This is a genomic window from Streptomyces sp. A3M-1-3, assembly GCF_024213665.1.
Lineage (GTDB): Bacteria > Actinomycetota > Actinomycetes > Streptomycetales > Streptomycetaceae > Streptomyces.
The window spans coordinates 26,531-48,007 of record NZ_JANAVP010000015.1 but is presented as its reverse complement, the minus strand read 5'-3'; the positions used below and the strand labels follow the sequence as shown (position 1 = coordinate 48,007).

The window sequence follows — 21,477 nt, the reverse complement described above, 5'->3', positions numbered from 1 at the left end:
CATATATGGCACAGCCGTGGTCCGGCAGCAAGAGCGCGGGCCCCGCTACGGGTGAAACGGACCGGCCTCCCGCCGCAGAGCTGCGACGGGAGGCCGTAGGGCGAGCGAGTGGGGGGCGGCTGCCTTTGCTGCCGTCCCCCAGCCGTGGATCAGTGTCCGTAGCCGCCGTGTCCGTAGCCGCCGTGGTCGTCGGAACCGTTCTCGCACTCGTTCCCGAACGCCGGGTTGAGCAGTGCGATGACGTTGACGGTGTTACCGCACAGGTTGATCGGGACGTGAATCGGAACCTGAACGGCGTTGCCGGACGCGACACCGGGGGAACCGATGGCGGCGGCGCCGGCTCCGGCATCGGCGGTGGCCACGCCGGCACCGGCGGCCAGGACAGCACCGGCGGCAGCGGTGACGGCTGCTGCCTTCGCGATACGCGACATCGAGATCTCCTTGCAAAATGAGGACCTGCCGCAGGACCTGCGGCATTGACGCCCCGTTCAACGCGGAGAACGCCGCGGGGTCACGCGCGTTCGGCCTACTTGATGAACGACGTGGCGTGGCGGCCCGCTTCCGGCTCGTCAACAGGACGACGCTCTGGGAACACAACGTCAGAGCATCGACGGACGGAGAGAGACGAGATGGCAAGGATCCTGTTCGTGATGACCGGCGCCGACCACTGGACGCTGGCCGACGGAACCAAACACCCCACCGGCTTCTGGGCCGAGGAGGCCGTCGCCCCGTACCGCGCCTTCACCGAGGCCGGTCACGAGGTCGTCGTCGCCACACCCGGCGGCGTGGTCCCGACCGTGGACAGGGCGAGCCTGCCGCCCGAGGCGAACGGCGGGCAGGCGGGTGCGGACGCCGTTGCCGCCGGCCTCGAGGCGTTCACCGCCCTGCGGCACCCGGTCAGGCTTGAGGAGGTCGAGCCTTCCGACTACGCCGCCGTGTTCTGCCCCGGCGGCCACGGACCGATGGAGGACCTGGCCGTCAGCGCCGTCGCCGGCCGGCTGCTCACCGGTGCGCTGGACTCGGGCAGGCCGCTCGGTGTCGTCTGCCACGCCCCGGCGGCGCTGCTCGCGGCCGAACGCCCGGACGGCACGTGGCCGTTCGCGGGCTACCGGCTGACCGGCTTCACCAACGCCGAAGAAACGCAGGCCGGCCTGGCCGGCAGGGCGAAGTGGCTGCTTCAGGACCGTCTCGTCGCGCTTGGCGCGGACTTCCGGGAGCGCGAGCCGTGGACCCCGCACGTGGTCGCCGACCGGAACCTGTACACCGGTCAGAACCCGGCCTCGTCCGCCCCGCTCGCCGCCGAGATGCTCAAAGTGCTGGACTGACAGTCCGGACCGGCAGCAAGGCGCTCAGTCGGGGAGCACGAAGTGCCGGCCGCCCGTGCTGTCGACGTGCACGACATGCCTGCCGACCCGGACGGTCTGCGCGTCGCCCACGCGCCAGAAGCCGAGGGGGCCGTCGCTGTCCGGCAGCGGCATCCAGACCTCGAGAAAGGTGCTCCCGTCGGGGTTGGTGCCGGTCTCGACGAGGTTGTCACCATCGGACCGCAAGGTGCCGACGTCCTGGCCGGGCGTACCGACGTCGTGGTGGAAGTGGACCTGTTCGCCGTCGTACGTGGTCCTTCCGGCGAAGCCGCGGCTGTCGGCGTAGTGGTCGCCGGACTGGAGCCATACGACGTGTTCGGTTTCCGCCAGGGGGCCGCCGTCACGGCTGATTCCGGCGCGCAGCCATGAGCCGCGGGTGGGTGCGTTCATGGAGGCCAGGGTGTCAGGGCGGCATGCCGAGGTGGGCGTGGCAGGGCCGCGTACGGCCTCCGCCACACCCACCGACAGGAACGTTCACCCCGACACGAACGCTCCGGGACGCCGGGGCCCTATCCCTGGGGAATGACGTTCTCCGCCTGCGGGCCCTTGGGGCCCTGGGTGACGTCGTACTCGACCCTGGCGCCCTCGTCGAGAGCCTTGAACCCCTGGGCCACGATGGCGGAGAAGTGGACGAACACGTCCGGGCCTCCGTCGTCCTGCTGGATGAAGCCGAAACCCTTGTCGGCGTTGAACCACTTCACTGTGCCAGTTGCCATCTCAATCCTTCGGTCCGTGCCGCGGGGCGGCGCCTCACCTCCAGTTTTCCCGCCCCGCGCCAGGTGAACGCGCCGCCGGACGGGTGAGGCCGCCGCCGCGGGCGCGGCCGGGCGGCGCTGTCAGTGGTGGGAGGCAGGATGACAGTCATGAAGACCACTTCCGCCGCCCTTGCCGACACCGCCGCCTACGCCGAGGCGGTCGAGACCGCCACGAAGGCCGCGGCCGCGTACTACGCGACGGGCGAGAGCCCGCTGGACGACGACGCGTACGACCGTCTGGTGCGCGCCCTCGCGGCCTACGAGGACGAGCACCCGGACGAGGTGCTGCCCGACTCGCCGACCGGGAAGGTCGCCGGCGGGGCCGCGGTGGGCGATGTGCCGCACACAGTGCCGATGCTGAGCCTGGACAACGTCTTCTCCGCCGAGCAGTTCGCGACGTGGGCGGCCTCCCTGGAGCGGCGGATCGGCCGGCCGCTCGAACAGTGGAGCGTGGAGCCGAAGCTGGACGGCCTGGCCGTCGCCGCCCGCTACCACGACGGAAAGCTGGTCCAGCTGATCACCCGCGGCGACGGGAGCGCCGGGGAGGATGTATCGCACGCGATCGGAACCATCGTCGGCCTGCCCGGCCGGCTGGACCGGCCGGTCACGCTGGAGGTCCGCGGCGAAGTCCTGATGACGACCGCGCAGTTCGAACGGGCCAACGCGACCCGCACCGGACACGGCGCGGCGCCGTTTGCCAACCCGCGCAACGGCGCGGCCGGCACACTGCGCGCCAAGGACCGCCCGTACACGGTGGAGATGACATTTTCCTGTTACGACGCGCTGCCGCTGCCGCTGCCGCTGCCCGGCTCCGGCGACCTCACGGGCCGGCTCCAGGACGAGCCGCACAGCGAGGTCCTGGCGTACGTAGCCGGGCTCGGCGTGCACACCGCGGCGGGCACGGCGGTACCGCCGCGAACCGTGGCCGCGGCCGACCAGGTGCAGGCGCGGGTGGAGGAGATCGCCGCGCTGCGCGCCGAGCTGCCGTTCGGGATCGACGGAATAGTCATCAAGGCCGACCTGGCAGCCGACCGGCGTGCGGCGGGATCCGGCACCAGGGCACCCCGATGGGCGATCGCGTACAAGCTGCCGGCGGTGGAGAAGGTCACCCAGCTTCTCGCGGTGGAGTGGAACGTCGGCCGCACAGGCATCATCGCCCCCCGCGCGGTCCTGGAACCGGTGGAGATCGACGGCTCGACCGTCACCTACGCCACCCTCCACAACCCGGCCGACATAACCCGCCGCGATCTGCGCATCGGTGACCAGGTGATGGTCTACAAGGCCGGCGACATCATCCCCCGCATCGAAGCGCCCGTCGCCCACCTGCGCACCGGCTCCGAGACGGCGATCGCGTTCCCCGAGGTCTGTCCGCAGTGCGGCTCCGGCATCGACACCTCCGAGCAGCGGTGGAGATGCAGCCGTGGCCGCAACTGCCATGCGGTCGCCTCCCTTTCGTACGCGGTCGGGCGCGACCAGCTCGACATCGAAGGGCTCGGCGGCACCCGGGCCGTCCAGCTGGTCGAGGCCGGTCTCGTCAGGGACTTCGCCGACCTGTTCTCCCTCACCCGCGAACAGCTCCTGTCCCTGGACAGGATGGGGGAGACCAGCACCGACAATCTGCTGGCCGCGATCGAGCAGGCCAGGACCCGGCCGCTGGCCCGCGTCCTGGCGGCCCTCGGCGTGCGCGGTACGGGCAGGTCCATGTCCCGCCGTATCGCGCGGCACTTCGCGACGATGGAGCAGCTGCGCGCCGCCGACGCCGAAGCCGTCCAGCAGGTGGAGGGCATCGGAGTGGAGAAGGCCCCGGTGATCGTGGCGGAACTCGCCGAACTCGCACCGCTCATCGACAAGCTCGTCGCCGTCGGCGTGAACATGACTGAGCCGGGAGCGACGCCGCCCGTCGCCGGCGAGGCGAGCGACCCGGCGGCAGATGCCGGCAGCGGGCCGCTGGACGGCATGACCGTGGTGGTCACGGGGGCGATGACCGGGCCGCTGGAGAAGCTCAGCCGCAACGAGATGAACGAGCTGATAGAACGCGCCGGGGGCAAGGCATCCTCCAGCGTCTCCAAGCGCACGTCGCTGCTCGTCGCCGGGGAGAACGCCGGCTCCAAGCGGGCCAAGGCCGAGGACCTCGGTATCCGCACAGCGACTCCGGACGAGTTCGCGGATCTCGTCGCGGCAGCCCTGCCCGGAGACTGAAAGCCCGGCCGCCGTTCCCCCGAAAGCCCGTGGTTGTTCATGCTCCAGTTGATGCTGGACGAGTCCTACTGGCAGGTCCTCGCCGTGGTCGTCCTCTCCTGAGGCCAGGCCCCGACCTCGTGGGAGGCCAGGGCCCTGGTGGAATGCGGGTGCGGGTCAGCGCATCGGGTCGATGTTCTCGCCCGCTCCGCCCTGCCGGCCGCGGCCGACGCGACTGCCGGCGCCCGGGGTCTTGCGTTCGGCCATGGCGGCCATCGCCAGACCGAGCAGCAGTGCCACGCAGCCGACGATGACATTGCTGACCACGCTGCGGGTCGTGGCGACATTACCGGCCACGACCCAGGGGGAAATGATCGTCCACGCGCCGATGGCGGTGGCGGCCCAGGCCATGGCATGGGTGCGCTCGTACGCAGAGCCGAACCCGCCCATGCACAGGGCGTAGCAGATGCCGGTGATCAGGTTGGAGACGGCCAGTGTGGTCAGGCCGTTGAAGCCGGCGATCCACGGCGAGGCCGCCAGGTACAGACCTGTGAGGAGGGCCAGTGTTTCGATGGCCTGCGCACGGGGGGTGGTGGTTGCCCGTTCGAACCGAGAACGCATCTCGGCGAGGTCGGGGTGTTGCTCGATGCTTGGGTGGGTGGTCATTGCGGGCCGCCTCCTGGTAGAAGCCTTTATCTGCCCTTTACGTCCTATGTAACGCTTGTGCGCCCATCCCGGTCAACTCGGGGAACGGGCGAAAAGCCGCGCCTGTGCGCGCGGGCGCTCCCGGCGGCGCGGGGCAGCCGCTGGCCAGAGCCGGGGCGCCTCCTCGGGCGCGCCGATGGAATCCGGCCTCCGGCTTGATCCTTCTGCTGGCCGAGACGCACGGCGCCGTGTAGCGTCACATGCAGCTGTCGTGGTTCCGAAGCACCGGTCGCTCGTGAGCGTGTGTGGCACGGGCGTTTTTGCTGTTCAGCGTCTCTGGACCAGGGCGATCACCTCCGGTTCCCGCATGGTGCGGGAACCGCTACGAGTCCCCTTTGGAGGAGACACATGGCCAGCGGAACTGTGAAGTGGTTCAACTCGGAAAAGGGCTTCGGCTTCATCGAGCAGGACGGCGGCGGCCCCGACGTCTTCGCCCACTACTCGAACATCGCCACCCAGGGCTTCCGTGAGCTCCAGGAGGGCCAGAAGGTCACCTTCGACGTGACCCAGGGCCAGAAGGGCCCCCAGGCGGAGAACATCGTCCCCGCCTGAGGACTCGAAAGCGCAGGGCCCGCACCCCGATCCGGGGTGCGGGCCCTGCGCCTTTCCCGCGGCACGGCGGCGGGCGGGTATCTCCGGCCTGCCGCTGCTCGCCGGCCTGACTGAGAGCGGAGGCAGCGACGGCGGCTGCCGCTACGCCGGCTGGAACGCGGGCTTGGCCGGCGCGGTGAAGCGATAGGTCAGGTCGCCGCCGGCAGGGGTGATCCGGCTGATCTCCAGGGTGCGGTGGTACTGGTCGCGTACGTGCCGCTGAATCCGGACGCGTGGCGCCGCCGGTCCGGCGCCCTGTGGAGCGGCGAGCGTAAGGGCTTCGCTGTGTTCCAGGGCCATCCCGGCGTCGGCCATCCACTGGTAGAGACGCCGGAGATCGCTATGGGAGTGGTGGGGCAGATGGCGCCGGTAGCGGGACAGCAGCGGTATCTCGGTGACCGCGGTGGGGGACAGGTAGCTGACGGCGTGCAGGGTGACGTCGCCGGTGGACGAGACGGCGCGGTAGTGGTGGACCAGGGTGCGGGCTGCCGGTGTGCTGCCCAACTGGGCCGCGTAGGCGGCGGGAACGGGCTCCCAGCTCAGCCGGGTGGTGATCCGGTTGTGGGAGCCGGCCGTGAGGGCGCCGAGGGGGAAGAGTACCTCCGAGGGTGCCTGCAGCAGCTCGGCGCGGGAGCCGGGGCGTCGCACCACGGTTCCCCTCCGGTCCGTACTCACCAGGCCTTCTTCCCGCAGGAGTTGCAACGCCTGACGCACTGTCTGGCGGTGGACGGCGTGCTGCCGCGCCAGCTCGCGTTCGGCGGGCAGGCGCGTTCCGGGGGTCATGCTGCCGCTGTTGACGGCCGTACGGATCGCGTCGGCGACGCCCGCGTAGCGAAGGGCCTGCGTGCGGGAGTCGTCCTGGTGACCGGGCGCATCTTCCATCGCTGTCACTTTCGGTGTCCCTCCGGTTGTGTAGCGCGACCACCCCTGTCTAGCAGTGGTCTATACCTCTAGTGAAGGGGGGTCGCCATCATTGGCGTGAACCCGGCGACGGAGACAGACGGGGATCACTGCTCGGCGGCGTCCATCAGGCTCTGAATGTTGATCTTCTTCATCCCGAACAGAGCCTCCATCACCCGCTGGGACTTGACCGGGTCGGGATCGCCCAACAGCTCGGTCAGCTTTCTCGGGACGATCTGCCAGGACAGGCCGAACTTGTCCTTCAGCCATCCGCACGGCCCTTCTTCGCCGCCGTCGGTGAGCCTCATCCAGAACCGGTCCACCTCTTCCTGCGAGGCGCAGTCCACGGAGAGCGAGACGGCCTCGGTGAACGGGAACTGCGGCCCGCCGTTCAGTGCGATGAACTCCTGTCCCGCGAGTTCGAAGGTGATGGTCATGACCGATCCCGGCTCCCCGGGTCCCGCGTCGCTGTAGCGATGCACATCCAGCACGCGTGCGTCGTCGAAGATGGCGGTGTAGTGGTTCACCGCCGAGCCGTCCCCAGGCGGCACGGCGGCCGACTCGCGTGCGCAGCAGCGACTCGACCTGGTCCACGCCGCAGCGGCCCGCATCGGCGGCTCGCTGGACATCACGCGCATCGCCCAGGAACTGGTCGACGTGCTTGTCCCCGCCTTCGCCGACCTGGCCGCGGCCGACGTCAACGAGTCCGTGCTCCTGGGAGACGAGTCGGCCGACTACTTCTTCACCGGGGCACCGCTGCGCCGCGTCGCCGTCGCCTCCGCCGACGGTCCGTGGCCCACCGAAGTCCACGAACTCGGCGTCACGATCCGTACCAAGAGCGTGGAGAGCGAGCACCTGCGCGCCGGATCGGCTGCCTTCCTCGAGGACCTGACCCACCTCCGTGTGCTGCTCGCCGACGACAAGGAGTGCCGTACGACGGAGGCGCTGCAGCGCGGCCTGCTGCCCCGGCCCGCGGTCGACGCCAGCGCCGCCGAGACCTCCGGAATCTATGTGCCGGCCAGCACCACGGCGGGGATCGGCGGAAGCTGGTTCGACGTCATCGGGCTGTCTTCCACGCGGGTCGCCTTCGTGATGGGCAAGGTCGCCGGACGGGCTGAACGCCACCGCCACGATGGGGCGGCTCAGAGCGGCCGTGGAGACGCTGGCCGACCTGGACCCGGCCCCCGACGAGCTGCTCAGTCATCTGGACGACCTGGTCGTGCGCTTCGCCGAGAGCGAGCAGCGGCGCGGCAACGGCCCTGCCCCGGACAGCGCCCTCGTCGGTGCCACCTGCCTGTACGCCACCTACGACCCGGTCAGCCGCCAGTGCCTGATCGCCTCCGCGGGGCACCCCGCTCCCCTGTTCGCCGCCAAGGGGCGGGGCCGGGCAGCGGACCTGGAGCTCGTCCTCGGCCCGGCCCTGGGCACGGGCGGAGTCCCGTCCGAGCCGGTGGAGTTGTACCTGGAGCCCGATGACCTGCCGGCCTTCTGCAGCGGGGCACTGATCGGCGAAGAGGCGCCCGGATGCTCCGAGAAGGGGCTGCGGCGGGTGCGCGAGTCCGTGGGGCAGGGGAGCGCGAGCGGGCAGCCGGTCACCGAAATCGGACAGCGCATCCTGGCGGGCATGCCGGAGCGCAGAACGGACGACCTGGCCATCCTCCTGGCCCGGGTACGCGCCCTGCCCGCGGGGAGCACCGCCGCCTGGGAGCTGCCACCCGACCCCAGCCACGTGGCCCGCGCGCGTTTCCTGGTCGCCGAGCAGCTGGCCGCGTGGGACCTCCAGGACCTGGTCTTCAGTACCGAACTCATCGTCAGCGAGCTGGTCACCAACGCCATTCGCTACGCGGGAGGTCCGGTCGGTCTACGGCTGATCAAGGACCAGCGGCTCATCTGCGAGGTGTCCGACCCCGGGCGGACCCAGCCCCATCTGCGCCGGGCGCGACTCACCGACGAGGGCGGCCGGGGCCTGTTCCTGGTCGCTCAGGTCACGCACCGCTGGGGCAGCAGGTACACCGCCTCGGGCAAGACCATCTGGACCGAACAGCTCCTCGAGGGTCCCGGAGCGCCGCGGTGGGTGCCGTGCTCAGATGCCGGCCGGGACGGAGTGCACAGTCGGCTGGGCGGGATCCTGGCCCTTGACGTGAAGGTGGTACACCGCGAAGGCCCGGTCGATCACCGGCTGGGCGACGTTGCGTACGCGTACCCCACCGACGGTCATGCCGTGCTCGGTGCCCAGGTGGGCGTGACCGTGCACGGCCAGGTCCGCGCCGGCCGTGTCCATGGCCTCGGCGAGCAGATAGCTGCCGAGGAACGGGTAGATCTCCAGCGGCTCCCCGGCCAGTGTGTCCGGCACCGGCGAGAAGTGCGTCAGGGCGATGCGTACGTCGCAGCCGCCCGCCGCCAGCTCCTCCAGGGAGCGGCGGAGGCTGTCCGCGCAGCGGCGGGTGTAGCGGACGAACGCCTTCATCTCCGGCTCACCGAACTCGCCCGCGCTGCGCCCGGCGAAGCCGCCGCCGAATCCCTTGGTGCCGGCGACGCCGAGCATGGTGCCGCCGATGTCGAACTGGGCGCCCTCGCCTTCGAGTACGGTCACGCCGACATCGGTGAGCACGGCCGTGACCGCCTCCTCCTGATCGCTCTGGTAGTCGTGGTTGCCCAGGACGCCGACCACCGGCACCGGCAGGCCCGCCACTTCCCCGGCGACCACTCTCGCTTCCTCCACCGTGCCATGGCGTGTGAGGTCGCCCGCGAGCAGGAGTACGTCGGCATGGTTCGCCAGGGTGTCGAAGGCGGGCCGGAGCAGGCCCTTGCTGTCCTTGCCCAGATGAATGTCGCCTACAGCTGCCACACGGATCACGCCAGCTCCTCGGGGCCGTCGGGGGCATTGGAGTGGGCCACCGTCAAGTCGTCCAGGACGGGCAGCCCGGTCAGTTCGGCTTCAGCGATGCGGAGGATCTCATCCCGGCAGGCCATTGTGGACACGCTGCCGGAGAGCAGGACCGATCCGCCGCGCATCTCGATGCGTACCCCGAGTTCGGCGATGTCCTCGCTCGCCAGCTTCTCCAGCAGGTGGGCGATGCGGTACTCGGTGTTCTCCCCCTGTGTCATGAGCGTTCCTCCTGCCGGTCGATCACGCCGAGACGTTCAAGCAGATAGAGGAAGGCGTCGGGCATCGGTGAATCCCGGTGCTCCCGGCGCAGGTGGTCCCAGTCGATGCGCTCCCGCAGGGTCCGGGCGATGGGGAGCAGGGCTCCGAAGTCGCAGTGGTGCTCGGACAGGGCGTACAGGAGGCTCCCCAGCAGGTCGTCCGGTGCCAGCACCGGCATGTGCACCGAGTCCACCGGAAGCATCCGCGCCCGTCCGAGCAGCTCGGAGGTGACCGGCCGGTGAGCCAGCTCGAAGATCAGGTCGATCTCCTCGCCGCCCCACCTGGCCTTGATCAGCCAGTCCTCCGGCGGATGCCGGATCTCGACACCGGCCTGCTCGAGGGTCCGCACGACCTCTACCGCGTCCTCGCGTCTGACGGCGAAATCGGTGTCGTGCTGGAGGTTCGCCGGCACGCCGTGCGCGTACGCGGCGACGCTGCCGGCGAGCGCGAAGGGGCACCCCGACGTCTTGAGCAGGCTCGCCACCCGTTTGGTCGTCTCGAGGATGGCCTGAGTGTGATCCGCGGGCAGGGGGCCCTCGCCGTGTGGGGTGGTGCCTTCGGAGTAGGTCTTCACATGGTCTCCGTTGCTCTGCGTCCCGACCGCCGGGCCGAGCGGGACCGGCAGCAATCCGCGTACCCTTTTCGCACTAAATGATCCCCCATCGAGTCACGCCCGGCTCGTACGCGCCCGCCCCATGGTTTGTCCGTCGGCTTCCGGGAACGCGAGGGTTGTCGCAGTGGCACCAGCCGCCCGACCACGGCGAGGAGTCCTACCGCGGCAGTGGACTCCTGGAGGGCATCGGCCGGGGGATGTCCCTGGCCTTCGCCCGCGAGGGCGCGGACGTGCTGTTTCATGTATCTGGCGCCGGAAGAGGGCGACGCCCGCAGGACAGCGCGGCTGGTCGATGAAGCGGGCCGGAAAGCCGTCGCCGTGCCCTGCGACATCCCGCAGCCGGACGGCATCGGCGCGTTCACCACGTAGCAGTTCGACCGGGTCACGCGCACGAACCTCTACGGCATGTTCTGGCTGTCGAAGAAGGTGCTGCCGCACATCCCGATGGGCGGCAGCATCATCAACTCCACGTCCGTACAGGCGTACAAGCCCGAGCCCCCACCTGCTCGACCACGCGATGACGAAGGGCGCCATCGTCACCTGCACGCAGGGGCTGGCGCAGATGGCGGCGCGCGACGGTATCCGCGTCAACGCGGTCGCGCCAGGCCCGGTCTGGACGCCGCTGATCCCCGCGACGATGCCGGACACAGTCGAGTTCGGAAAGCAGTCTCCCCTGGGGCGCCCCGCCCAGCCGGCCGAGATGACGCCCGCCTACGTCTGCCTCGCCTCACCGCAGGCGGGCTACATCACCGCGGAGATCGTCAACGCCACCGGCTGGACGCCCCTGCGGCGAGCCCTGACGAGCGCCGGCCCCGAGCGCGACCTGACCACGCAGTCCCCCAAGGCCGCCGGGGACCGCCCTGCCCGCCTGGGCGGTGACGGGGTGGCGGTGGGACGCGCCCGATGGCCCTGATGGCCCCGTGGGCGGCGGTCGTCCTGGTGCAGAGCACGGTCTACGGCTCCCTGCGGTCGGGGCTCCAGCAGATGGCCGTTTTCGCGCACATCGCTCGGCGGCCTGCCGGCCGAGGCACAGCAGCTGCTGTGCGAACTGGTGGTCGAATGATCGCGGCACGGATCGAGGCGTGGAAGGTTCCCTGGTGAGGCATGGGGTAGATGCGCCGCATGACCGCTGTCGAGCCGTACACGCGCGAAGGCCTCCGGCCCGAGCCGGAGCCGCAGCCCGGGCCCGGATCGGTGCCGACCACGGTCGCCGGTGGCGAGATTCTCGTACCGACGATGGGAGTGGAGGAGGAGTTCCTGCTCGTCGACAGCCGCAGTCGGGCCCCGGTGGCCCGTGCGGCGCAGGTGATCGAGGCCGCCTCGCGGGTACTGGGTGACCAGGTCCAGGCCGAGTTCTACCGCGCCCAGGTGGAGGTCTGTACGCTCCCGACCACCTCGTGTGCCGATCTGCGCGGCCAGCTGGCCGGGCTGCGGGCCATCGCGGCACAGGCGGCCCGGGAGGCGGACAGCCTGCTGATCGCTTCCGGCACGGCCGTGGTGCCCCCGCCGGAGCCGCTCCCGGTCACGGACACCTCGCGCTACCGGCGGATGGCGGCTCTGTGCGGCGCCCTCGTGGACGGCAGCGGCGGGGTGACCTGCGGCTGCCACGTGCACATCGGCACCGCCGACCGCGCCCAGGCGCTGTTGCTGGCGAACCATCTGCGCCCGTGGCTTCCGGTGCTCCAGGCGCTCGTGGTCAACTCGCCCTTTTCCGGCGGGCACGACACGGGGTACGGCAGCTGGCGCTCGGTGGAGTTCGGCCGCTGGCCGACGGCGGAGCCCCCGCCGCTCCTGGACGCGGCCGGGTACGAGGAGACCGCCGAAGCGCTCGTGTCCTCCGGGATTCTGCTCGACCGCCGGATGATCTACTGGTTCGCACGCCCGTCCGAGCACGTACCGACGCTCGAAGTGCGCGTCGCGGACGTCAACGCGGATTTGGACACCACCGTGCTCTACGCCGCGCTGGTCCGTGGCCTGGCCGCGACGCTGCTGGCCGAAGCGCGCGGCGGCGGCGGACCTCCGCCGGACATCCCGGTCACCCGTCTGCACGCGGCGCACTGGCACGCGGCCCGGTACGGCACCGAGGGGCCGTGCCTCGACGCGCTCACCGGACGGCACGTGCCCGTCCACGAGCTGGTGAACGCCCTGGTCGAGCGCGCTACGCCGGGGCTGGTGGCGGCCGGTGACCTGGAGCTCGTACGCGAACTCCTCGCCCGTCGGCGCCGCATCGGCAGCGGCGCCGACCGGCAGCGGGCCGTCTACCGCCGCAGGGGCGGCCTGCGGGACGTGGTCGACCACCTGGCAGCCGCCACCAGCGCGGCCTGACCCGGGGACGGCGCCGGCCGTGTGTGCGTCAGCGCCACAGGGGTGCCGGCGGGGTATGCCCCATGTGACGGACAGCACCGCGGCCCTGCTCGTCAACGGCTACGCCTGGCTGCCCGACCGGCGGCGTCGCAGTGACGGCGCACCGGTCCGCACCCGGCTGATGGGGCGGCGTGCGATCGCGGTGCACGGCCCGGAGGCGGTCGAGTTCTTCTACGACGAGCATCATGTGCGGCGCCGCTCGGCGCTGCCCGGCCCGGCCCGGTACTGGACACCCTCTTCGGCCGCGGTGCGGTACACACCCTCGACGGCGAGGTGCACCGGGTGCGCAAGGCCATGTTCATGTCGCTGCTCACGGATTCGGGCGGTGCCGCCGCGCTCGTGGAACGGACCAGGAAGGAGTGGCAGCACGCCCTCGGCGAGTGGCACGGCCGGGAGGTGGTCCTGTTCGACGAGAGCGCCCTGGTGCTACGCGCGCCGTCTGCGGGCGGGCGGGCATCCCTCTCTCCGACGAAGGAGCGCGGCAGATGGCCCAGGACACCCTCGCCATGGTCGACGGTTTCGCCACGCCGGGGCCCGGCACTGGCGGGCCCGCCGGACCCGTGCCCGGCAGGAAGAAGCGCTTGCGGGCCTGGTCGTACGGACCCGCGGCGGTGCGGCCCAGGAGGCCGGCCCGGCGAGCACGACCGGCCCGGCGGGCGCCGACCGTCCCGCCGGCTCGGCGCTGGAGACGGTGGCGTGGCACCGCGACACCGACGGGCGCTCGACGCCCACACGGCCGCCGTCGAAATCCTCAACATCGTCCGCCCCACCGTGGGGATCGCCTGGTTCGTCACCTTCGCCGCGCACGCGCTGCACCGGTGGCCCGATCACCGCGAGCAGCTCCGCAAGGACGAATCCGGGTACGCGGACGCGTTCGCCCACGAGGTCCGCCGCTTCTATCCGTTCGCCCCGTTCGTGGTCGGCCTGGCGGCCGACGACCTGTACTGGCACGGCGAACGGATTCCCCGCGGCACGATGGTGCTGCTGGACGGGCACAACCACGACCCCGAACTGTGGAGCGCGCCCTACAGTTTCGACCCCCGTCGCTTCGCCGGCCGGCCGCCGTACCGCGACGAGCTCATCCCCCAGGGCGGTGGCGACGCGTACGACGGACACCGGTGCCCCGGCGAGGATCTCACCGTCGCACTGCTCTCCACCCTTTCCACGGAACTTGCCCGGCTGGACTACACCGTTCCCGAGCAGGATCTGACGATCCCCCTGCGCCGGATGCCCACCCGCCCGAGCAGCGGATTCGTGCTGTCCCGGCGGCCCTGAACCGTACGCACCCGGCGCCCCGTTTGCGCGGGTATGTCGTGCGGCGCAGGGTAGACGGGAAGCGCCCCCGCCACATACGACCTCAGAAACGGAGTCATCATGCCTCGCGGTTCAGGCCCCAAGCGGGAACGTCAGTACGAACACATCAAGGAAAGCGCGGAGGAGCGCGGGGAGAGCAAGAAGCGCGCCGAGGAGATCGCCGCCCGCACGGTGAACAAGGAACGCGCCCGCTCCGGCGAGTCCCGCACGGCGAGCAAGAGTTCCACGCAGGACCCCAAGTCCTCGTCCCAGCGCGGCGGTGAGCGCTCCCACAAGGGCTCGCAGGGGCCGACCTACGACCAGCTGTACGCCGAGGCCCAGCGCCGCAATGTCCACGGCCGCTCCTCGATGAACAAGGCCGAACTGAAGCGCTCCCTGGAACGCTGAAGGAAACGAAGGGCAAAGTGACGGCCGGGTCGGCGGCCGGCCCGCGGCCTCAGTGCAGAGCGTCCGCGGCCACGCGCAGGTCGGCGACGAGGCCCGCGTACGCCGCTTCGTGATCGTCGGACCTCAGGACCGCCGAGGGGTGCAGGGTGGCCACGACGTGTCCCTTCGCCTCCTCGGCGTGGCCGTCCCCCCTCTCCCGTAGCGGCAGGGGGATCAGCGCGCCACGGTCCTTGGCTACCCGGAACGACCGTCCGAGCAGCGCCTTGCCGGCCGTGGCGCCGAGCGCTACCACCACGTCCGGGTCGACCAGCTCCAACTCGGCGTCGAGCCAGGGCTTGCACCCGGTCATCTCCTTCGGGCTCGGGGCCTTGTGGATCCGGCGTTCGCCCCGCTCCGCCACGGTGAACCTGAAGTGCTTCACCGCGTTGGTGACGTACACCCGCTCCTGGTCGAGGCCCGCCTCCTTCAGCGCATCCCTGAGCAGGCGGCCGGCGGGGCCCACGAACGGCTCGCCCTGCCGGTCCTCCTGATCGCCGGGCTGCTCGCCGACCAGGACGATCCGCGCCGCCGGATCGCCCGCGCCGAACACGGTCCGGGTAGCGTTCTCGAACAGCGGGCAGCCCTTGCAGCTCGCTGCGGCGCGTCGGTGTGCCTGGAGCCCGCCACGGCGGGGAACGTACGGGGTGGCGTCATACGCCTCTCCGCCAGCATGCGCATCGTCACCGCTCATCGACGTCGCCTCCCGGGTCATCCGCCCCCGTTCCACCCACCGGGGTACCCGCAGGCGGTGGGTTCATCCCCGGGAAAGGACTGGTGTGCCCGTACCGCTCGCACCGAAAGATCCTCTGCGCGACCTCGTGCGCCGGCACCGGGAACCCGCCGTCGTCCAGACCGTGCGTTCCACCGCGGCTGCCGTCATCTCGTACGTCGTCGCCCTCCAGCTTGTCAGCAGTGAGGCCCCACCGCTGACTGCTCCGCTGACCGCTCTGCTTGTCGTCCAGGTCACCCTGTACTCGACCCTGACCACCGGTATCCGCAGAGTGAACTCCGTGGTGGCGGGTGTGGTGATCGCCATCGGGTTCAGCGCGCTGGTCGGACTGACGTGGTGGAGCCTGGGGCTGGTGATCCTGGCGTCGCTGGTCATCGGCCGGTTCGTCCGGGTCGGCGAGTTCGTGCCCGAAGTCGCGATCAGCGCCATGCTCGTCCTCGGCGTGGCGCAAGTGACATCGACAGCCTGGGACCGGGTGCTCGAAACACTCATCGGCGCCGTGGTGGGACTGGCGTTCAACGTCCTCCTTGTACCCCCCGTGTGGGTGAGCTCCGCGAGCGAAGCGATCGTCGATCTGGCCGGCCGGATGCGCAAGCTGCTGGGGCACATCGGGGACGAACTCGCCGAGCACACACCGGTGGAACAGGCCGCGGCCCGGCTGCATGAGGCCCGGCGCCTCGACCACGACATCGTCCAGGTCGACGCGGCGCTCCGGCAGGCGGAGGACAGCCTGCGGTTCAACCCCCGGGTCAAGGAGGGGCTGCTCTCCCGCCTCGTCCTGCGTACCGGCCTGGACGCGCTGGAGATCTGCGCGGTGGTCCTGCGTGTGTCGTGCCGGACGCTGACCGACCTCGCCAAGACACGCACGGACGAGCCGCTCTTCCCACCGGAGATCACCTCCGCTCTGCAAGAGCTGTTCGGCCATCTGGCCGGCGCGATCGAGAGCTTCGCCGTACTGATCACCACCCAGGTCAGCGCGAACGCCGAGCACGCGGAGGCGCGTCTCACCGCGGAGCTGGCTGCCGGACGCGAGAGCCGCGACCGCGTGGCCCACCTCCTGCTCGACCGGCTCCGCCAGGACCCTGGCCAATGGCAGCTCCACGGGGCGCTGCTGGCCGAGGCCGACCGGGTCCTGGACGAGCTGGATGTCGAGAAGCGCTCCGAGCGGCTGGTCGAGGAGCTCGACCGGCACTCGCGCGAGCAGCAGGCTCGGTATCCGTGGTTGGAACGGCTCAAGCGGCGGGTGCGGAACAGTGTGATCCGCGGGGACGAGCCCGAAGACTGACGCGTCTGACGGGTCAGCCCTCGACGCCCGTGGAGCTGTGGGCAGCGCCGACGGGCTTGGACTCCGGTGAACCGCGCCGGCGCAGACAGACGGCGAGAATCGCCGTCGACGCGACGGCCAGCAGTTCGGACTGCCAGTTCTGCAGCGTACGGTTCCAGACCGACCTTCCATCCTTCCGGGAACGAGGCGAGGACAGGGTGTCGGCGTCGAGGACGACGCGGGCCCGGCCGCCGTCGACGTCGACCCGCCGTACCTCTCCCGCGGGCGGCAGCCGCAGTTCCGGCAGAGCCTGCGCGCAGGTGGTCCCGGCCGAACCCTCCAGTTCCTCACGGGTCCCGGGGGCCAGAGACGCACACCCGAGCAACGCGTCGGACTGCTGAAGGCTCTGCTCGAAGCGCGTGGCCGCCGTCGACGCGGCATCCTCCCGTGCGCTGACGGAGGAGCAGCCCGCGAGCGCGAGGCCTGACAGGCAGGCGAGCAGTCTCACTACGGGAGCACGCATCGCGGCGGCCGCCTTCCCGCCCTCAATGCCGGGCACCGGGCTCAGTGAGAGGGCAGGCCCAGGATCGCGTCCAACGTCGGCTGCCTCACGCTTCCCGCAGGACCCGGCTTCAACCGGACAGGTCGCCGGGCCCCGTACTCACAGCCTTCTGACGGGCCATCAGAGCCGAAACGGCGAGGAGCGCGCTCGCCGCGGCGAGCAACACCGCCACCACGCTCGCCCAGGCGAACGTCTCGCCGAGACTGCTCTGCGGCAGACTGACGGCGCCGATGCCGGACAGTCCCTGCACGACGACGATCCCGACGGCCGTCGCCGCGGTCGCCGCCCACACTCCCGTGGTGTCCTGGATGGCCAGCCACACGCCGAGCACCAGACAGCAGACAGTGATGGCCAGCGACAGCGCATCGGCGTAGCCGCCCGCGCGCAGGTGGCTGAGGTCCACCGGCAGGTGGATCACCCCGCAGGAGAACAGCGCCGCCGCCGCGGGCCGGCGCAGTACGGAACGCAGGGGCGGAGCGCCGTGGCGAAGAGCCACGGCGCTGTGCGCGTGGACCGGGCGCGGCGGGATGCCGGGCCTGTGGCTGGGTCGGGGCGGGGCACCGGTCCGGCTGCCGGCGCCGACGGCGCCGTTCGATGACTCCCGCTGCCCGGCAGCTGCGCCGACCGGGGCGGGGGAGTGGTTCTGGTCGGCGCCCAGGACGGCGACGAGCTGGGCGACCTCCTCGATCGGCCGGCCGACGGCCGCGGCGCGCAACGCCGTGACGGCGTCGTCGCCTTCGTGCGGGGAGGTGTTGAGCAGGGCGACCAGCTGCATGACCTCGTCCACAGGGCGAGCCACGGCGGCCGCGCGCAGCGCTTCGTCGCCCGGGCTGGGGATCTCGCCGGTCTGCCGCAGCAGGGTCACCAGCGCGGCGACCTCCTCTATCGGGCGGTGGGTGGCCGCCGTCCACAGGAGCGTACGTATCGGCTCGCGGGCTGCCGCGGCGGCACCCTTGGGGCCGGTCGTGGGGAAGCGCTTCTCGCAGGTGGACTGCGCCGGTTGGGAAGTCATTGGCACGGCTCCATTCGCCGAACTTCACGGGCGTGGACACACACCGTGCTGGTCACCGTGGGCCATGAATGACGCACGTTTTGTCACATTCAACGGCTGTTCGGATCATTGCGCCATCCGGCTGCGGCAGACGAGGCAACCGGGGCCGGCGTCGCGTGGGCAGCCGGCGCGGCGGGGGACAGATACGCCCGGAGGGCGGGCCGGCCGGGCAGACCGGGCATTGGGTGGATCCGCCAGCCGCGGGCGAAGTCCGGCGGTGCCGCGCTTCCGGCCACCAGGAAGGCCACCGGCCGGCCACGGGCGGCGGAGGTCATTTCCGCAGGCGTGATACTGCCGTCGTGGCCGCCGGTCTGTCGCGAGGCGCACCCGGCACGGAAGGCGACCAGGATGGCCTGCTCCCCGCTCACGATGCAGGGTGGACGGACTCCCTGGCGGTTCAGCTCGGCGGCCACCGCCCCGAAGGCGACCCGAGCGACGCGGACGCGGGCGGTCACGGTTTCCAGCACCAGGTACTGGACCGTCAGATGAGCGGCCATCGCAGCCGCGAGCACGCCGACCACGAGCGGGCGCGGCTTCGCGGTGCCGGCCAGCCAGGTCAGGCACACGGCGGCCGGCAACGCGAGCAGCGCGTAGGCGGGCATCAGGAAGCGCGGCGCGGCGTAGCCGATCAGCAGCAGATACGGTACGGCCAGTGACAGGCCCGCCAGGGCCGGCACCAGCAGCACAGCCGTGCGGCGGGCACGGGCGGCGACCAGGACCCCGACCGCGACGAGCAGCGGCAGCACGAACCACCACACCGCGGTGAGCGGCTGCCGCCAGGGCACGTCGCAGGGGCGGCACAGCGTACGTCCCTCGAGACCGCGCAGCTGGTCGTCGAAGGCCAGGTTCCAGCCCAGGTGCCCCTGGATCTCGCTGGCCCGCCGTAGCCGGGCGAAGAGGCCGTCGTAGCGGAGGTACGCCTCGACGACCCACTCCGCACTGCCGAGGGCAGCACCCGCGGCGAGCGTGAGGAGCAGGGCCGGGCGCCGCCACGCCCTGACCCACAGCGTGGCGACGGCGAGCGGCGCGACCAGCCAGAACGCGTCGGTGGGCCGCATCAGCGCGGCGAGTGCCACACCGGCGCCGAGACCGACGAGTGCCACGCGGTCGGACGGGTCCCGGGCGGCCCTGAGGAAGCAGCCGACCGCGATCAGTGCCCCGTAGGCGACCCACAGGTTGGGCATCGCCGCCGGACCGTAGAACACGCTGAACCACAGCCCGGCGAACAGGGCACCGGCGAGAGCGATCACCCGGCCGGGAAGCAGGCCCCGCCACACCCCCAGCGACAGCAGGAGACCGGCGCCCGACAGGACGGCCAGATAGACGCGGAGCGCGGCGACGGACGAGGTCAGGGCGGTCACGGGCGCGACGAGATAGGTGATTCCGCGGGCACGCGGCGCGCTGAAGAACGCTGCGGGGGCGTCCGGGCTGACCTGGCTGACGTACACGGTCTCGTCCCAGCCGAGGCCCGAGCCGGGCAGGACGAGCGCCAGTTGCAGGAGCGTGTACGCGACGGCGACGCCGGCCGGCCACGCGAGATCGCGCACGGCCGCCCGGTTCCGGCCCGGGCGGGCTTCCTCTTCGCGCGGGCTCGGTGCCACGGCTGAGGTCTGCGTCATGGCCGGACCTCGCGAACGGTCGGGGACGGCGGGCGGCTCTGCGCACCACGCTGCACCCGCCCGGCCGGCCCGGCCACCGGACCCTGCCACTCGGGCGAACGGCTCCCGGCCGGAGGGCCGCCGCCCGACGAAGCCGCACAGGCCGCTGGACCTGGCCGGGCGGGGCTTACTCGGCGATGGACCGGTCGGCCCACACGAGATGGCCGGCGTCGGCGGTATGCGCCCCCCAGTCGTCGGCCAGCGCGTCGACCAGCACCAGGCCCCTGCCGTGCTCGCCGAAAGAGGCTCCCGCCCGCTGCCATGAGGCGGTGACCGCCGCGGCGTTGAAGCCCGTGCCGGTGTCGGACACCTCGAGGCGTACGAACCCGGCCGTCCGGTGCGCGGTCAGCAGGTGCAGGCTGAGCGCGAGGGTGACGGGCGCGGCCCCGTGCCGTACGGCATTGGTGACCAGTTCACTGGCGATCAGCAGCAGGTCGTCGACGAGGTGGAGCAGCCGCCATGAGGTCAGCTGCTCGGAAACGACCCGGCGGGCGACGACGGGAGCGTCGTCGCCGCCGGGAAGAAAGCATGACGCGGAGGACTGCGGACCCGGCCTGTGGTGAACGGCGAGCGTTGCGGTCATCACCTTCACCTCCTACGAGTGGTTCGTCGCCGCGCCGCCCGCGGATTGGGGCTGCTGCTTCAAGTCCTCCGCAGCGGGCAAACGAGTGACACCGCGACGATGGACGCCATCACGCGGCCGAGCCGGATCCGCGGAGAGGCAGTATCTGTGCGCAGCGTCGGAGTGGAGGAGGAGCTCCTCCTGGTGGATGCGGAGACGGGCGAACCGCGGGCGCTGTCGACTGCCGTCCTGGCCGCCGCCTCCCAGGGCAGTGGCGGCCAGGACCATGCCTTCCAGAAGGAGCTGCACCGGCAGCAGCTGGAGTTTGCCACGCACCCGCAGACGGGGATGGGCGAGCTGGCCGCGGAGATCGCCCGCTGGCGGGCGGAGGCCGCCGGTCACGCGGGGGAGCTGGGCGCCGCGGTGGCCGCCCTGGCGACGTCACCGCTCCCGGCCGGGCCGGCCATCAGTTCCGGCGAGCGCTACCGGTGGCTGGAAGAGCAGTTCGGACTGACCGCTCAGGAGCAGATCACCTGCGGATGCCATGTCCATGTGTCGGTCGAGTCCGACGAGGAGGGGGTGGCGGTCCTCGACCGGATCCGTCCCTGGCTGTCCGTCCTGCTCGCGATGAGCGCGAACTCCCTCTTCTGGCAGGGCGAGGACAGCGGCTACAGCAGTTACCGCAGCCGTGTCTGGGGCCGCTGGCCGTCGTCCGGCCCGGTGGAGACCTTCGGTTCCGCCGACCGGTACCACGAGCAGGTCCGGGCCATGGTGGGAACCGGGACGCTGCGCGACGAGGGCATGATCTACTTCGACGCACGCCTCTCGCACCACTACCCCACCGTCGAGATCCGGGTCGCGGATGTGTGCCTGGACGCCTCCACCACGGTTCTCCTGGCCACGCTGGTGCGCGCACTGGTGGAGACGGCCGCGCGGGAGTGGCGGGCCGGCGAGCCGCCCGCCCGCCACGGAGTCGGCCTGCTGCGCCTCGCCGCATGGCGGGCCGGCCGGTCGGGACTGGACGAACAGCTGATCCATCCCGGCACCATGGGCCCCGCGCCGGCCGAAGCGGTCGTGCGGGCCCTGTTCGACCATGTACGGGACGCACTGGACGACTGCGGAGACCTGATCCCCGCCCAGGAGGGGCTCGCCGGACTACTCAAGGACGGCAACGGCGCACGCGTACAGCGCGATCTGCTGCGCCGGACCGGCAGTCTGCGCGCGGTGGTCGCCGAGTGCGCGCGCCGGACCTGCTCCTGACGCTCTGCGCCCGCATCGAAATCCGTAACTGA

20 protein-coding genes and 4 pseudogenes are annotated in these 21,477 nt (G+C 71.4%); 10 read left to right on the top strand and 14 right to left on the bottom strand.

What is annotated here, in order from left to right:
• Window positions 1-149: 149 nt before the first annotated feature.
• Window positions 150-431 carry a chaplin gene (locus NLX86_RS18590; protein WP_254372833.1) on the bottom strand — a complete coding sequence of 94 codons (282 nt, stop codon included), beginning with the start codon at window positions 429-431 and terminating at the stop codon, window positions 150-152.
• A gap of 198 nt (window positions 432-629) precedes the next feature.
• Between NLX86_RS18590 and NLX86_RS18585 the strand changes: the two genes are divergently transcribed.
• Entirely contained in the window at window positions 630-1,325 is a 696-nt protein-coding gene (locus NLX86_RS18585) for a type 1 glutamine amidotransferase domain-containing protein (RefSeq protein WP_254372832.1), read from the top strand.
• Between the two features lie 24 nt (window positions 1,326-1,349).
• Here NLX86_RS18585 and NLX86_RS18580 read toward each other — a convergent pair whose 3' ends face one another.
• Window positions 1,350-1,754: a hypothetical protein gene (locus tag NLX86_RS18580; protein WP_254372831.1), complete on the bottom strand. Its 405-nt coding sequence runs from the start codon at window positions 1,752-1,754 to the stop codon at window positions 1,350-1,352.
• Between the two features lie 119 nt (window positions 1,755-1,873).
• Window positions 1,874-2,080, bottom strand: coding sequence for a cold-shock protein (locus tag NLX86_RS18575; protein ID WP_254372830.1), 207 nt, complete (start codon window positions 2,078-2,080; stop codon window positions 1,874-1,876).
• A gap of 147 nt (window positions 2,081-2,227) precedes the next feature.
• On the opposite strand from NLX86_RS18575, the gene ligA reads away from it, so the two are divergent.
• A complete protein-coding gene (ligA, locus tag NLX86_RS18570; protein WP_254372829.1) occupies window positions 2,228-4,318 on the top strand; it encodes an NAD-dependent DNA ligase LigA in 2,091 nt (696 codons plus the stop codon).
• Between the two features lie 156 nt (window positions 4,319-4,474).
• On the opposite strand, the gene NLX86_RS18565 is transcribed toward ligA, so the two are convergent.
• Window positions 4,475-4,963 carry an SPW repeat protein gene (locus NLX86_RS18565; protein WP_254372828.1) on the bottom strand — a complete coding sequence of 163 codons (489 nt, stop codon included), beginning with the start codon at window positions 4,961-4,963 and terminating at the stop codon, window positions 4,475-4,477.
• 387 nt (window positions 4,964-5,350) lie between these two features.
• Between NLX86_RS18565 and NLX86_RS18560 the strand changes: the two genes are divergently transcribed.
• Window positions 5,351-5,554 carry a cold-shock protein gene (locus tag NLX86_RS18560; RefSeq protein WP_107014974.1) on the top strand — a complete coding sequence of 68 codons (204 nt, stop codon included), beginning with the start codon at window positions 5,351-5,353 and terminating at the stop codon, window positions 5,552-5,554.
• Between the two features lie 141 nt (window positions 5,555-5,695).
• Here the strand turns inward: NLX86_RS18560 and NLX86_RS18555 are convergent, their stop codons facing one another.
• Both NLX86_RS18555 and NLX86_RS18550 read right to left on the bottom strand, forming a co-directional pair.
• On the bottom strand, window positions 5,696-6,475 hold the full coding sequence (locus tag NLX86_RS18555) for a GntR family transcriptional regulator (RefSeq protein WP_254372827.1): 780 nt from the start codon (window positions 6,473-6,475) through the stop codon (window positions 5,696-5,698).
• Window positions 6,476-6,600: 125 nt separating this feature from the next.
• Entirely contained in the window at window positions 6,601-7,122 is a 522-nt protein-coding gene (locus NLX86_RS18550; protein ID WP_254372826.1) for a VOC family protein, read from the bottom strand.
• Between the two features lie 485 nt (window positions 7,123-7,607).
• On the opposite strand from NLX86_RS18550, the pseudogene NLX86_RS35095 reads away from it, so the two are divergent.
• Window positions 7,608-8,513, top strand: a pseudogene (locus NLX86_RS35095) (SpoIIE family protein phosphatase); the annotation flags it as partial.
• Window positions 8,514-8,576: 63 nt separating this feature from the next.
• On the opposite strand, the gene NLX86_RS18545 reads toward NLX86_RS35095, so the two are convergent.
• From NLX86_RS18545 to NLX86_RS18535, 3 genes are read right to left on the bottom strand one after another with little or no spacing between them, the layout of a single operon-like run.
• Window positions 8,577-9,350: a metallophosphoesterase gene (locus NLX86_RS18545; protein ID WP_254372825.1), complete on the bottom strand. Its 774-nt coding sequence runs from the start codon at window positions 9,348-9,350 to the stop codon at window positions 8,577-8,579.
• A complete protein-coding gene (locus NLX86_RS18540; RefSeq protein WP_254372824.1) occupies window positions 9,347-9,601 on the bottom strand; it encodes a hypothetical protein in 255 nt (84 codons plus the stop codon). Before NLX86_RS18540 ends, NLX86_RS18545 begins: the two co-directional genes overlap by 4 nt.
• Entirely contained in the window at window positions 9,598-10,215 is a 618-nt protein-coding gene (locus NLX86_RS18535) for a nucleotidyltransferase family protein (RefSeq protein WP_254372823.1), read from the bottom strand. Before NLX86_RS18535 ends, NLX86_RS18540 begins: the two co-directional genes overlap by 4 nt.
• Before the next feature lie 77 nt (window positions 10,216-10,292).
• On the opposite strand from NLX86_RS18535, the pseudogene NLX86_RS18530 reads away from it, so the two are divergent.
• The 4 genes and pseudogenes from NLX86_RS18530 to NLX86_RS18515 form a co-directional block, all read left to right on the top strand.
• A pseudogene (locus NLX86_RS18530) lies at window positions 10,293-11,041 on the top strand (SDR family oxidoreductase); the annotation flags it as partial.
• Window positions 11,042-11,376: 335 nt separating this feature from the next.
• On the top strand, window positions 11,377-12,579 hold the full coding sequence (locus NLX86_RS18525; protein ID WP_254372822.1) for a glutamate--cysteine ligase: 1,203 nt from the start codon (window positions 11,377-11,379) through the stop codon (window positions 12,577-12,579).
• A 64-nt stretch (window positions 12,580-12,643) separates the two neighbouring features.
• A pseudogene (locus NLX86_RS18520) lies at window positions 12,644-13,893 on the top strand (cytochrome P450).
• Between the two features lie 99 nt (window positions 13,894-13,992).
• Entirely contained in the window at window positions 13,993-14,319 is a 327-nt protein-coding gene (locus tag NLX86_RS18515; RefSeq protein ID WP_254372821.1) for a plasmid stabilization protein, read from the top strand.
• 49 nt (window positions 14,320-14,368) lie between these two features.
• Here NLX86_RS18515 and NLX86_RS18510 read toward each other — a convergent pair whose 3' ends face one another.
• Window positions 14,369-15,049, bottom strand: a complete 681-nt coding sequence (locus NLX86_RS18510) for a UdgX family uracil-DNA binding protein (RefSeq protein ID WP_254372820.1) — start codon at window positions 15,047-15,049, stop codon at window positions 14,369-14,371.
• 85 nt (window positions 15,050-15,134) lie between these two features.
• Between NLX86_RS18510 and NLX86_RS18505 the strand changes: the two genes are divergently transcribed.
• A complete protein-coding gene (locus NLX86_RS18505; protein WP_254372819.1) occupies window positions 15,135-16,373 on the top strand; it encodes an FUSC family protein in 1,239 nt (412 codons plus the stop codon).
• A 13-nt stretch (window positions 16,374-16,386) separates the two neighbouring features.
• On the opposite strand, the pseudogene NLX86_RS34760 reads toward NLX86_RS18505, so the two are convergent.
• From NLX86_RS34760 to NLX86_RS18485, 4 genes and pseudogenes are all read right to left on the bottom strand, one after another.
• Window positions 16,387-16,530 (bottom strand): annotated as a pseudogene (locus NLX86_RS34760) (DUF6766 family protein); the annotation flags it as partial.
• Between the two features lie 454 nt (window positions 16,531-16,984).
• The gene (locus NLX86_RS18495; RefSeq protein ID WP_254372818.1) at window positions 16,985-17,926 is read right to left on the bottom strand and encodes a hypothetical protein; all 942 of its coding nucleotides are present in this window, start codon (window positions 17,924-17,926) and stop codon (window positions 16,985-16,987) included.
• An 89-nt stretch (window positions 17,927-18,015) separates the two neighbouring features.
• The gene (locus NLX86_RS18490; protein ID WP_254372817.1) at window positions 18,016-19,584 is read right to left on the bottom strand and encodes a hypothetical protein; all 1,569 of its coding nucleotides are present in this window, start codon (window positions 19,582-19,584) and stop codon (window positions 18,016-18,018) included.
• A 166-nt stretch (window positions 19,585-19,750) separates the two neighbouring features.
• Window positions 19,751-20,206 carry an ATP-binding protein gene (locus tag NLX86_RS18485; protein WP_254372816.1) on the bottom strand — a complete coding sequence of 152 codons (456 nt, stop codon included), beginning with the start codon at window positions 20,204-20,206 and terminating at the stop codon, window positions 19,751-19,753.
• 147 nt (window positions 20,207-20,353) lie between these two features.
• Between NLX86_RS18485 and NLX86_RS18480 the strand changes: the two genes are divergently transcribed.
• Window positions 20,354-21,445, top strand: a complete 1,092-nt coding sequence (locus NLX86_RS18480; RefSeq protein WP_254372815.1) for a glutamate--cysteine ligase — start codon at window positions 20,354-20,356, stop codon at window positions 21,443-21,445.
• The last annotated feature ends 32 nt before the right edge of the window (window positions 21,446-21,477 follow it).